Source organism: Haemophilus sp. SZY H53 (genome assembly GCF_054332375.1).
The window spans coordinates 309,899-322,455 of sequence record NZ_JBTGNV010000001.1 but is presented as its reverse complement, the minus strand read 5'-3'; the positions used below and the strand labels follow the sequence as shown (position 1 = coordinate 322,455).

Genomic DNA, 12,557 nt, shown 5'->3' with positions numbered 1-12,557 from the left:
TACATTGATGTGAATAAAAGGGCGGGAACAATGCCTGCCTTTCTATAGTTAAAATCCGATCTTTATTTAGTTATTTTGCGTACTAAGATTGCTAAGATAAAGGTAATGATGATAACAGGGAAAGTTAGACCTAAATCGGTTTCCCAACCTTTTGTCATAAGGAAACGATAGAGTACGAAGCCGACAAACCAAACGCCGAGTCCGATACTATCAACAGATTTTTTAACATCATGCTGTTTAAGCACAAAGAAATCAGCGATAAGCACAGCGATCATTGGCGCGAATACTGAACCAATAAAGAACAAGAAATGTTCGTATTCTGTCACTGGTAAGGTTGAGGCTAATATAATGCCTACAATCACGGTAAGTACGGAGATTGGCGTGACTTTTAATTGAGGGAAAATGTTGTTTAAACTCATACCGGTAGAATAAGCGGGAAGTGCAGTGTTAATCATGGTAGAGGCGATGACAATTAATACACCAATAACACTTACACCAGCAAGGGAAAGAATTTGTGAGATTTCAGATTTACCGGTCACTAATGCTGCACCTAAGCCGAGAGCATACATCCAGCAGCTGGTCGCGGTATAAGTTAGCGTTGAAAGTGCGGTCGTTTTAAATGGTGTTTCGCTGTTCTTCGTGTGGTCAGATACTACTGGTAACCAAGAAAGTGGCATGACGGTAGCAATTTCTACAGCAGTACCAAATTTAATATTTTGTGCAACGTCCATGGCAATAAATGGTTTATTAGCTACTTGAATACTTAGCCACAGCATCAGTAAAAACATGGTGACAAGTGAGAGGCTTTTGAAGATACCTAATTTAGTGAAGCCGAGTAGTAGCCAAAGTATGATGAGTATGCCTAAACCAAGTGTAAGAAATGGGAAGAGTGAAGCATCAGGTGTTTGATTTAAGATGGAAATGACGTCAGCCCCCATATAAATCATTACTGCAGTCCATCCCATTAATTGCATGGCATTAAGTAAAGAGAAAAGCGCAGAGCCTTTTTCACCAAATGAAATTTGTACCGTTTGCATGGCACTTTTTTGGGTTTTTGCACCAATGTAACCTGCACAGAAAAACATCGAACCACCAATAAAGTGTCCAACGACGATGGCAATTAAACCTTGTTGCCACCCTAGTGGCGCAAACCAAGTACCGGTGAGAATTTCTGCCATTGAAATAGCAGCAGTAAACCAAATGAGCGCAATCGCAAGATTGCTTGATTTTTTTGTTTGCATGTTGTTATCCTTAAAATGGATTGTGGTTATTCTGGCTCAGTATATAACTCAATATAGAAAGGGCAAGCCTAGAATTTAAAATAAAACAAAGTGCGGTCAAATTTTTGTTTGTTTCGCTAAACAATATCAAAATAGGAAGGAAATATGAATTTACATGAGTACCAAGCTAAGCAGCTTTTTAAGCAATATGCTCTGCCAGTGAGTGAGGGTGTCGTGTGCCAAACGGCAGACGAAGCTGAAATGGCGCTCTTTCAGCTGAATGGCGATGTTTGGATAGCGAAATGTCAAGTTCACGCAGGGGGACGCGGAAAAGCTGGTGGGGTGAAACTCGTACATAATACCGAAGAAGCACGTGCTTTCGCAGATAAATGGCTTGGACAACATTTAGTGACCTTCCAAACTGATAAAAAAGGCCAACTCGTTAATCGCATTTATATTGAAGAAACCTGCCAGATTGATAAAGAACTTTACTTAGGGGCGGTGATTGATCGTGCTTCACAGAAAGTCGTTTTTATGGCGTCTTCAGCGGGAGGCATGAATATTGAAGATGTGGCAAGAGAAACACCTGAGCTAATCCATAAAGTCGCCATTGATCCGTTGGTTGGTGGAATGCCATATCAAGGCCGAGAATTAGCCTTTAAACTTGGCTTAAGTGGCGAGCAAAATAAACAATTTGCTGCTATTTTTGTGAAATTATCGCAGCTTTTTATCGAAAAAGATTTTTCTTTAGTTGAAGTGAATCCACTCGTGGTGACAAAAGAAGGTCATTTAATTTGTCTCGATGCGAAAGTAGGCATTGATGATAACTCACTTTATCGTCATCCTGATTTGTTAGCCTTACGCGATTTAAGTCAAAGTGATTCTCGTGAAGCAGAAGCAGAAAAATATCAGCTCAATTATGTCGCCTTAGAAGGAGATATCGGCTGTATGGTTAATGGCGCCGGACTAGCCATGGGAACCATGGATATTGTGAAGTTATATGGAGGTAATCCTGCAAACTTCCTTGATGTTGGTGGCGGTGCAACGAAAGAGCGTGTAGCTGAAGCCTTCAAAATTATTCTCACAGATAAAAATGTGAAATCTGTCTTAGTGAATATTTTTGGTGGAATTGTACGTTGCGATCTTATTGCTGAAGGGGTCATTTCAGCAATTCAAGAAGTCGGTGTGAAAGTGCCCGTTGTGGTTCGGTTAGAAGGAACCAATGCTCCACAAGGCAGAGCAATTTTAGCCGAAAGTGGAGTGAATTTAATTGCAGCACATAGTTTACAAGAAGCCGCGCAAGCGGCAGTGAAAGCGGCAAAAGGAGAATAATTCATGGCGATTTTAATTAATAAAGAGACAAAAGTAATTTGCCAAGGTTTCACCGGTGCGCAAGGGACATTTCACAGCGAACAGGCATTGGCTTATGGCACAAAGTTAGTGGGTGGCGTTTCACCGAATAAAGGCGGAACAACGCACTTAGGTTTGCCGGTATTTAATACAGTGCGTGAAGCGGTGCAAACTACAGGGGCTACGGCAACTATGATTTATGTGCCAGCACCATTTTGCAAAGATGCCATTTTAGAAGCCATTGATGCAGGTATTCAATTAGTGGTCTGTATTACAGAAGGCATCCCAACATTGGATATGCTGTTGGTAAAACAAAAGTTAAATGAAACAGGTGTGGTGATGATCGGCCCGAATTGCCCAGGCGTGATTACACCAGATGAATGCAAGATTGGGATTATGCCGGGCAATATCCATAAAAAAGGTAGAGTAGGGATAGTTTCTCGTTCGGGTACTTTAACCTATGAGGCGGTACAACAAACGACAGATGAGGGTTTTGGTCAATCTACTTGCGTAGGGATCGGCGGCGATCCTATTCCAGGATCTAACTTCATTGATATTCTCAAACGTTTCCAAGAAGATCCTGAAACTGAAGCTATCGTGATGATTGGTGAAATCGGTGGCTCTGCGGAAGAAGAGGCGGCATCATTCATTAAATCTCATGTAACAAAACCTGTGGTGGCTTATATTGCAGGTGTGACAGCGCCAAAAGGCAAGCGTATGGGACACGCAGGCGCGATTATCAGTGGTGGAAAAGGAACGGCAGAAGATAAAATTGCTGCACTTGAAGCAGCTGGCGTGAAAACGGTGAGAAGTCTTGCTGAAATCGGTTCAGCCCTCCGTGAATTATTGAAATAAAATACTTAAAAAATGGACCGCACTTTGGATTCGTTTTCAAAGTGCGGTCGTTTTTTATAACAAATTCTTATAACCTGCATCTAAATCGGTGTATAATCTCGTCAGTTTTTTAAGGACAAAATTATGAGCCAATTTTTCTATATCCATCCTGAAAACCCACAAGCGCGTTTGATTAATCAAGCGGTAGAAATCTTGCGTCAAGGTGGTGTCATTGTGTACCCGACAGATTCGGGCTATGCCTTAGGCTGTATGATAGGTGATAAACATGCGATGGAGCGTATTGTTGCAATTCGTAAATTGCCAGAAGGGCATAATTTTACGTTGGTATGTAGCGATTTATCCGAGCTTTCAACCTACGCAACGGTGAGTAATTCGGCTTACCGTTTAATTAAAAACAATACGCCGGGGCGTTATACTTTTATTTTGACGGCGACGAAAGAACTTCCACGTCGATTAATGACCTCAAAACGCAAGACCATTGGATTGCGTGTGCCAGATAACCAAATTGCTTTGGATTTATTGAGTGCATTAGGTGAGCCAATTCTATCTTGCTCACTGATGTTGCCTGATAATGAACATATGACTTATTCCGATCCAGAAGAGATTCGTGAATGTTTAGAACGTCAAGTGGATTTAATTATTCATGGTGGCTATTTAGGTCAAGAGCCAACAACGGTGGTAGATTTAACGGAAGAATCGCCAGTGATTTTACGTGAAGGAAGTGGTAGTACCGATCCTTTCATTTAACTTATTTTAGACGCTTGGGAAAGCGACAAAGGAAAACAGATGAAACCTATTCAAAAAACAGTCAGACAAGAACGTGAAAAACAAGCGGGAAAGCAACCGCACTTTGAGCGTAAAGAACGTAAAAGTGCGGTCAATTCTGACATCAAATCAACCCCTAAAGCTAAGGTAGCTAGACCCTCTCGTCAATCTACTGTAGAAGGTGAAAAATTACAGAAAGTGCTTGCGCGTGCGGGACAAGGCTCTCGTCGTGAAATTGAAGCGATGATTGCTGAAAACCGTGTGAGTGTTGATGGCAAAATGGCGACTCTTGGTGATCGTATCGATGTACATTCTGGTGTAAAAGTGCGTATTGATGGTCGAATCATCAACCTTCAACAAGCACAAAAAGAAGTATGTCGTGTATTAATGTATTACAAACCGGAAGGCGAACTTTGTACCCGTAGTGATCCAGAAGGTCGTGCAACTGTATTCGACCGTTTACCACGCTTAAATGGTGCAAGATGGATTGCAGTCGGTCGTTTAGATATTAATACTTCGGGCTTATTACTTTTCACAACTGATGGTGAATTAGCTAACCGTTTAATGCACCCAAGTCGTGAAGTTGAACGTGAATATTCTGTGCGCGTATTTGGTCAAGTGGACGATGCGATGTTAGCACGTTTACGTAAAGGTGTGCAGTTGGAAGATGGTCCAGCCAATTTCAAAGAAATCAAATTTGCTGGCGGTGTTGGGATTAACCAATGGTACGACGTGACTCTAATGGAAGGTCGTAATCGTGAAGTGCGACGTTTATGGGAATCACAAGGTATTCAGGTGAGTCGCTTAATTCGCATTCGTTACGGCAACATTAAGCTAATGAAAGGCTTACCGCGTGGTGGCTGGGAAGAAATGGATCTGGAAAACGTCAACTATCTACGTGAGTTAGTAGGCTTACCACCAGAAACCGAAACCAAATTAGATGTAACAAAACCTCGTCGCCGACCAAAATCAGGTCAAATTCGTAAAGCAGTAAAACGTTATACTGAGTTAAGTAAACGCTATAAAAAATAATAGGTGGTATTAGCGATGAAAATGCAGCAACTTCGCTATATTGTTGAGATTGTAAACCAAAATTTAAACGTGACAGAAGCGGCTAACGCACTTTATACCTCTCAACCTGGTATCAGTAAACAGGTTCGCTTGTTAGAAGATGAACTCGGTTTAGAGATTTTTGAGCGTAATGGTAAACACATTAAATCCATTACACCTGCGGGTAAAAAGATCGTGGCTATTGCTCGTGAGCTTTTGGTTAAAGCACAAAGCATTAAATCGGTTGCCAATGAATATACCTGTCCGAATCATGGGGTGTTACGCATTGCGACAACCAATACACAAGCGCGTTATATGCTGCCAACCGTGGTGGAACGTTTCTCTAAACAATATCCGGATGTGAGTTTACATATTCATCAAGGTTCACCGACTCAAATTCATGATGCGTTGATTTCTGGCGAAGTGGATTTAGCGATCACGACAGAGGCACCGTATCTTTTCGATGATTTAATTCAACTGCCTTGCTATTTATGGAATCGTTCGGTGATTGTTAAACCTGATCATCCTTTAGCAAAAGTGAAAGAGCTTACCGTTGAAGACTTAGGTAAATATCCGTTAGTCACTTATACTTTCGGCTTTACTGGTGTATCTGATTTAGATTATGCGTTTAACCGAGCTGGTATTTTGCCGAATATTGTGTTTACTGCAACGGATGCTGACGTGATAAAAACCTACGTGCGTTTAGGATTGGGCGTGGGCATTATGGCGTCTATAGCACATACACCTTCCGATACGGATTTAGTGGCGATTGATGCGGGAAATTTATTTCGTCCGAGTATAACGCAAATAGCCTTTAAACACAGCACATTCTTACGCAACTATATGTATGATTTTATCGAATTTTTCTCACCGCACTTAACACGTCCAATGGTTGAAAAAGCCGAGAGATTGCGTGATAACAATGCCGTGAAGAAATTGTTTGATAATGTCGAATTAGATGTGAAGTAAAATAGCAGTTAAAAATTAAACTTTTTTATAGAAGAAAGGACACGTTATAGCGTCCTTTTTTGCTATTGTTTTTCATTTTGATTCTGAAGTTTCTCTTGTTTTGAATGATAAAAATAGAGGTATGTTAAACCAATTGGTGCGATAAATACTGCGAACACAAAACACAGCATCATGGTTATGAATTTGATTATAAGCATGAATAGAGCATTAACAAAGAAAACATTATTTCCTAAAATATATTCAATAATACTTTCATAAACAAATCGAGAATAGGGATATAAGAATAAACAAATTAATCCAAGGATTATATTAGTAAGAAATATAGATGAGTTACCAGTATGACTGTAGTTGTTATATCCTATAACAGCCATAAATGTAAAAAAGATTGACCCGAATAAAAATTGACGAATATAGTAATCTTTTGATAAGCCACCAAGAGTCTTAGATAAAAATGACATAACATCTCCTTATAATTGAACCTAAAACGGGTACAAGTATGACTTGCACCTAAAATAGGTGCAATGAGAAAATTAAGATTATCTATTCATTCCGATGAATATATTTGGTTAAGAGAATTATTGCTTAATCGAAGAAAAGAGCTGGGTTTATCACAACGCGCATTTGGAGAAAAATTGGGCGTTGTACATTCGTTTATTGGAAAAGTCGAGACAGGAGATCGTCGTTTAGATGTATTTGAATTCATCGAATATTGCAAAGGACTTAATTTAGATCCAATTCAGGTATTAAGAGAAATTGAAGAAAAATTTAAAGTATAATATTTGTCATATAGTTTTACAAAAGTGTATTGAGACATTGACTCAATACGCTTTTTTACAATAAAAACAAATGAGGCACTAAATTCATGACGATAACGGTCGCGATAGAAAGCAATAATCGTGATGAGCCAAAGATAAAACCTCGGTTGGTGCCGTTATCAAATTTTACTAATAAATTTGCCATCGCCGTTAAGGCATAGACTTCAATTACCGTGAAGATGACTAAGTAAATATAAGCGGAAACCACAGAAATATATTTCAACGTAATAAACCAAGGCAAGATAATGCCCACAGCCAAGATTGGTGCCACCCATAAGGTTTGTTTAATCGTTAAATTAATTTTTCGAGAAAAATAACTTTGTAATGATACAGTCAACAAACCATTTACAAAAAGTGCCATCGGGGAGTGTTCTGTCATCCCTAATTTATTATCGAAAAGAAATGGGAAGATCACAAAGAATGACGTTGCAATGGAAAGAGGAATAAATAGCATCAAATGCACAAATAAAAATTCTTTGGTGATGATTTCTTTAATTTGAGCAATGCGAAACTTCACTAAGGTCTGTAAGGTTTGGATTTGATAAAACGGTTTTACCATTAAGGCAAAGAGAACCGCTTCCATCGCAAAGCAGACCCAAATCAGCGACTCAATGTGATTGTATTTGATAAATGGAATCACTAACAAAGGCGCAAACATAGACGACATGGAGGTGACTTTTAAATATTTTCCCTGTAATCGAGTTTTCTCTTTGTATTCTTCGCCTGCGAGTACAAGTAGGCAGGCTTTCGCATTGGTACCAAACAAACAACTGCCTAAGCCAAAACAGGTGGTGGCAATTAAAAGCAGAAGGTAATTGTCTGCAGAGAGAAAGAAAATGTAGGCGATCACATCTAAAAAGCACCCAAGCAACATCATTTTGGCCAGTCCAAATCGATCGCCCCAAATACCGGCTAAAATGGCTAATGCTTGGTTGCAGAAGAAAAGCAACGAGAGTGAAAAGGCAATTTCACTGTTACTTAAGCCTTTTCCTTGTAAATAGATGAAAAATACCGTTTGCATGGAAAAGAATGCAAGGGTAGAAAAGAAACGGCGAGTCAGTAAAAGTTTTTGTAAATTCATTGTGTTATTAAAAAAAGAAAAGCACGCGTTAAGAACGCGCGCCAGTAATTGGTTAAGTGCGGTCAAAATTCACGACGATTTTTAACCGCACTTGAGATTAAAATGAATCGTGATATTTCACTAAATCTTCGCGGCTAATGGCAAATACACCTAGACCGCCATTTTTTAGTTCAACCCATTCAAATGGCACATCTGGATATTGTTCAATGAGACTTACCATACTGTTGCCTACTTCGCAAACGAGCACGCCATTTGGTGTTAAATAATCCGGCACTTGTTTTAAAATTTGTTTTGTAATTTCTAAACCATCAACACCGGAACCTAAGGCTAATTCAGGCTCATAATGGAATTCTTCCGGCATATCTGCCAAATCTTCTTCATCTACATAAGGTGGGTTGGTCACGATTAAATCATATTGTTGACCGAAGAGATTTTGGAATAAATATGATTGAATCGGGAAAACACGGTGTTCTAATTGGTGGCGTGCAATATTGATTTCCGCTACATTTAACGCATCCACAGAAAGATCGACTGCATCCACTTCAGCCTCAGGAAAGGCTTCAGCAGTAGCAATCGCGATACAACCACTGCCGGTACAAAGATCTAAAATACGTTTTGGTTCAGATTTTAAAAGCGGAGCAAATTTATCTTGGATTAATGCACTAATTGGCGAGCGAGGAATAATCGTCCGCTCATCTACATAGAATTCTAATCCGCAGAACCACGCACTATTTGTTAAATAGGCGACAGGCATACGTTGCTCAATACGGCTTAAGACTAATTGTACTAAGGTTTCTTTTTCTGAGTGAGTGAGTTTGCTGCTAAATAAATCTTGCGGTAAATCGAGCGGTAATTGAAGTCCCGCAAGGACTAATTGAAGACTTTCATCCCACGCATTGTCATGGCCTTGTCCGTAATAAATATCAGAACGGTTAAATGTGCTGTATGTCCAGCGTAAAAAATCTTGAATGGTTGTTAATTCACTTGCCACATTATCTTCTAAAATTGTCGCAACAAGTTCTTGATTGTGTAAGGTTTCCATTTTGTGCCTCAATAAAAAATTTGGCTAGTTATACCATAGAATAGATGTGCTATCATTAAGCAAAATAACAAATTGAGAAAAATAATGACAGAACAAGATGATTTCGATCTTTTTCGGGCGGAAACAAAAGGGATCAAACCCATCAAGCAAGATACTTTTGTGGCGCCGCGTCAAAAGAGCGGTCAAAAAAAATCCGATTTACGTGATATTCGAGAAAAAGAAGATACGCTTTTCTATTTTTCCGATGAATATGAACCATTGCTAAATGAACATGATGGTGTCATCAAATATTTACGCGAAGGGGAAGATAGCCATTTATTGAAACAACTTCGTCGTGGCGATTTTTCACCCGAATTATTTTTGGATTTACATGGTTTAACCCGTGAGCAAGCCAAAATGGAATTAGCGGCATTGTTGCTAGCTTGTGAAGATCAGCATGTTTATTGCGCGAGCATCATGACCGGCTATGGAACCTTTACGTTGAAAAAACAAATTCCACGTTGGTTAGTTCAGCACCCTAAAGTCCGGGCGTTACACCAAGCACCCAAAGAATGGGGTGGAGAAGCAGCGATACTCATTTTAGTGGATGTATAAAGAAAGATGCAGATCGACATTGATCTGCATCTTTTGTCAATTATTTTGTTGCTGCTTTCATATTGCGAACAAACTCAGCAAGTTCAGTTAAACATTGAGCTTGATTATCTAAATTTCGCTCAATGATTTTTACCGTTGCAGAGCCTGAAATAGCTCCCGCAGCACCAAGTTGAAGAGCCTCTTTTACTTGAGCAGGTTGAGCAATACCAAAACCTTGTAGAATTGGTGGAGCCTTATGAGCTTTAAGTTGTTCTACAAGTGTATCTAAGTTTGCAGCATGAGCTTGATTCTCTGCACTTGTTACACCTGCACGAGAAACTAAATAGGTATAGCCTTCGCTGTTTTCAGCAACACCTTGTACCGTTTTGGCATCAGCATTTGGTGGGCAAATAAAGACAGGTTGAATGCCATACTTTTTAGCAGCTTGAACATAGTCTTCTTTTGCCAATAGTGGAATATCTGCTACTAAAACCGCATCCACGCCGACTTCTGTACAACGTTGATAGAAATTATCTAATCCTTTAGCAAAAATCAAATTTGCACAAAGGAGTAAGCTAATCGGAATTTCTGGATATTTTGACCGTACTTTAGCGAGTAATTTAAAGCTGTCTTCAGTGCTATGGCCCGCATTTAGCGCACGGTTATTAGCTGCCTGGATTACGGGACCGTCTAATAGCGGATCAGAAAATGGAAAGCCTAATTCCAACGCATCTGCGCCATTTTCAACTAAAGTACAAATAATCTCAAAAGAGCGATCAAATGTTGGATCGCATAATGTAACGAAAGGTACAAAAGCCCCTTCTTTTTTCGCTGCAAGTTCTGCAAATTTAGTTTCAAAACGGCTCATTATTGCATTCCTTTTTCTTTTAAAATTTTATCAACGGTGAAAATATCTTTATCCCCACGACCAGAAAGATTCACCACTAAAATTTGTTCTTTATTCGGTTCTTGATGAATCATTTTTAGTGCATGAGCTAATGCATGAGAACTTTCCAATGCAGGAATAATCCCTTCATGTTTTGCTAATGCTTGGAAAGCGTTTAATGCTTCATCATCTGTAATGCTTGGGTATTCGGCACGACCAATACTTTGCAAGTAAGCATGTTGAGGCCCAACAGAAGGGAAGTCTAATCCAGCAGAAATAGAGTAGGATTCTTCCACTTGACCATCTTCAGTTTGCATTAAAGGTGATTTCATGCCGAAATAAATACCCACTTTTGCATGGCCTAATGGCGCACCATGTTCACCACTTTCAATGCCGTGACCTGCAGGTTCTATACCAATTAAACGTACATCTTTTTCATCAATAAAATCGGCAAACATACCAATCGCATTGGAACCACCACCAACTGCCGCGATGACAGCATCCGGTAAACGGCCTTCTTTTTCTAAAATTTGACGTTTAGTTTCTTCACCAATCATTTTTTGGAATTCACGTACAATCGTCGGGAATGGATGAGGACCTGCTGCGGTACCCAATAAATAATGGGTGTTTTCATAGTTGGCTGACCAATCACGCATCGCTTCACAGCACGCATCTTTCAATGAGCAAGAACCTTTTTGTACAGGAATCACTTCTGCGCCCATCAAACGCATACGGAAGACGTTTGGTGATTGACGTTCCACGTCTTTTGCCCCCATATAAACACGGCAAGGCATATCTAACATCGCACAAGCAAGGGCTGTTGCTACGCCATGTTGTCCTGCACCAGTTTCTGCGATAATACGTGTTTTACCCATGCGTTTTGCTAATAAAATTTGACCTAATACTTGGTTGGTTTTATGGGCACCGCCGTGAAGTAAATCTTCACGTTTTAAATAAATTTTTGCTTTTGTCCCTTTGGTTAAATTACGGCAAAGGGTAAGTGCGGTTGGTCTGCCCGCATAATTTTTAAGTAAATCTTGAAATTCACGTTGGAATTCAGGATCGTCTTTTGCTTCCACAAAGGCTTTTTCTAGCTGTTGTAATACCGGTACGAGAATTTCCGGTACATACATTCCGCCAAATTCACCGAAATAAGGATTTAAAAGGGTTTCTGACATAATATTTCCTTGTTATTTTTGAATTCTTGCAACATTAAGTGGTGCAAAGGTTTGTGCAGTTGGCATCACTTCAATGCGATTAATATTGACATGTTCAGGTTGTTGATTGAGCCATAACACAATATTAGCTATATCTTGTGGGCTGACATATTCCACATTTTCATAGAGTTTTTTTGCTCGGGCATCATCACCTTTAAAGCGGATATTAGAAAATTCAGTTCCACCACAAAGACCGGGTTCAACATTGGACACGCGAATTTGTGTACCAGCAAGATCGGCTCGAAGATTTAAACTAAATTGTTTTATAAAAGCTTTAGTGCCACCGTATACATTGCCACCTGGATAAGGATAAGTACCTGCAATTGAGCCTAAATTAATAATATGACCTGAATTGCGTTCAACCATTTGTGGTAACACAAGACGAGTGATGGTGACGAGACCTTTAATATTGGTATCAATCATTTGCATCCAATCGTCTAAACTCGCTTTATCTGCACTTTCTAAGCCTAATCCTAAACCTGCATTATTCACCAATAAATCAATGGATTGCCAAGTAGCGGGAAGGGAATGGAAAGCATCTTCTGTTGCTTGGCGATCTGAAATATCAAAGGCAAGAAAATGGAAGTTCTCACCTAATTCTTGTTGTAATTGTTCTAAACGAGCTACGCGGCGCCCTGTGCCAATTACACGATAACCATTTTCAATAAATGTGCGACAAATTGCCGCACCAAATCCGGCAGTTGCGCCGGTTACTAACGCTGTTCTTTGCATAA

General features: G+C 39.7%; 13 protein-coding genes and 1 pseudogene. 7 read left to right on the top strand and 7 right to left on the bottom strand.

What is annotated here, in order from left to right:
* Window positions 1-62: 62 nt before the first annotated feature.
* A complete protein-coding gene (cytX, locus tag ACXVWB_RS01620; protein ID WP_289902265.1) occupies window positions 63-1,241 on the bottom strand; it encodes a putative hydroxymethylpyrimidine transporter CytX in 1,179 nt (392 codons plus the stop codon).
* Between the two features lie 144 nt (window positions 1,242-1,385).
* Between cytX and sucC the strand changes: the two genes are divergently transcribed.
* From sucC to cysB, 5 genes and pseudogenes are all read left to right on the top strand, one after another.
* Entirely contained in the window at window positions 1,386-2,552 is a 1,167-nt protein-coding gene (gene sucC / locus ACXVWB_RS01615; RefSeq protein ID WP_289902264.1) for an ADP-forming succinate--CoA ligase subunit beta, read from the top strand.
* 3 nt (window positions 2,553-2,555) lie between these two features.
* Window positions 2,556-3,425, top strand: a complete 870-nt coding sequence (sucD, locus tag ACXVWB_RS01610; RefSeq protein WP_289902263.1) for a succinate--CoA ligase subunit alpha — start codon at window positions 2,556-2,558, stop codon at window positions 3,423-3,425.
* Window positions 3,426-3,548: 123 nt separating this feature from the next.
* Complete coding sequence (locus ACXVWB_RS01605; RefSeq protein WP_128787353.1) at window positions 3,549-4,172, top strand: L-threonylcarbamoyladenylate synthase; 624 nt, start codon at window positions 3,549-3,551, stop codon at window positions 4,170-4,172.
* Window positions 4,173-4,289: 117 nt separating this feature from the next.
* A pseudogene (gene rluB / locus ACXVWB_RS01600) lies at window positions 4,290-5,222 on the top strand (23S rRNA pseudouridine(2605) synthase RluB); the annotation flags it as partial.
* A gap of 15 nt (window positions 5,223-5,237) precedes the next feature.
* On the top strand, window positions 5,238-6,209 hold the full coding sequence (gene cysB / locus ACXVWB_RS01595; RefSeq protein WP_289902262.1) for an HTH-type transcriptional regulator CysB: 972 nt from the start codon (window positions 5,238-5,240) through the stop codon (window positions 6,207-6,209).
* Between the two features lie 62 nt (window positions 6,210-6,271).
* Here the strand turns inward: cysB and ACXVWB_RS01590 are convergent, their stop codons facing one another.
* Complete coding sequence (locus tag ACXVWB_RS01590; protein ID WP_289902261.1) at window positions 6,272-6,667, bottom strand: hypothetical protein; 396 nt, start codon at window positions 6,665-6,667, stop codon at window positions 6,272-6,274.
* A gap of 63 nt (window positions 6,668-6,730) precedes the next feature.
* Here ACXVWB_RS01590 and ACXVWB_RS01585 point away from each other — a divergent pair, with 63 nt between their 5' ends.
* Window positions 6,731-6,985 carry a helix-turn-helix domain-containing protein gene (locus ACXVWB_RS01585; protein WP_126471291.1) on the top strand — a complete coding sequence of 85 codons (255 nt, stop codon included), beginning with the start codon at window positions 6,731-6,733 and terminating at the stop codon, window positions 6,983-6,985.
* Between the two features lie 55 nt (window positions 6,986-7,040).
* Here the strand turns inward: ACXVWB_RS01585 and ACXVWB_RS01580 are convergent, their stop codons facing one another.
* Window positions 7,041-8,105, bottom strand: coding sequence for an MFS transporter (locus tag ACXVWB_RS01580; protein WP_289902260.1), 1,065 nt, complete (start codon window positions 8,103-8,105; stop codon window positions 7,041-7,043).
* 97 nt (window positions 8,106-8,202) lie between these two features.
* Entirely contained in the window at window positions 8,203-9,147 is a 945-nt protein-coding gene (gene prmB, locus ACXVWB_RS01575; protein WP_289902259.1) for a 50S ribosomal protein L3 N(5)-glutamine methyltransferase, read from the bottom strand.
* An 84-nt stretch (window positions 9,148-9,231) separates the two neighbouring features.
* On the opposite strand from prmB, the gene smrB reads away from it, so the two are divergent.
* Window positions 9,232-9,741 (top strand): endonuclease SmrB, encoded by a 510-nt coding sequence (gene smrB, locus ACXVWB_RS01570; protein WP_049355742.1) that lies wholly within the window; start codon window positions 9,232-9,234, stop codon window positions 9,739-9,741.
* 40 nt (window positions 9,742-9,781) lie between these two features.
* Here the strand turns inward: smrB and trpA are convergent, their stop codons facing one another.
* Genes trpA through ACXVWB_RS01555 form a run of 3 tightly spaced genes read right to left on the bottom strand, consistent with a single transcriptional unit; the run spans window position 9,782 to window position 12,555 of the window.
* Entirely contained in the window at window positions 9,782-10,588 is an 807-nt protein-coding gene (trpA, locus tag ACXVWB_RS01565) for a tryptophan synthase subunit alpha (protein ID WP_289902258.1), read from the bottom strand.
* Window positions 10,588-11,784: a tryptophan synthase subunit beta gene (gene trpB, locus ACXVWB_RS01560; protein ID WP_289902257.1), complete on the bottom strand. Its 1,197-nt coding sequence runs from the start codon at window positions 11,782-11,784 to the stop codon at window positions 10,588-10,590. The genes trpA and trpB overlap by 1 nt, the downstream gene beginning before the upstream one ends.
* A gap of 12 nt (window positions 11,785-11,796) precedes the next feature.
* Window positions 11,797-12,555: an SDR family oxidoreductase gene (locus ACXVWB_RS01555; RefSeq protein WP_289902256.1), complete on the bottom strand. Its 759-nt coding sequence runs from the start codon at window positions 12,553-12,555 to the stop codon at window positions 11,797-11,799.
* Window positions 12,556-12,557: the final 2 nt, after the last annotated feature.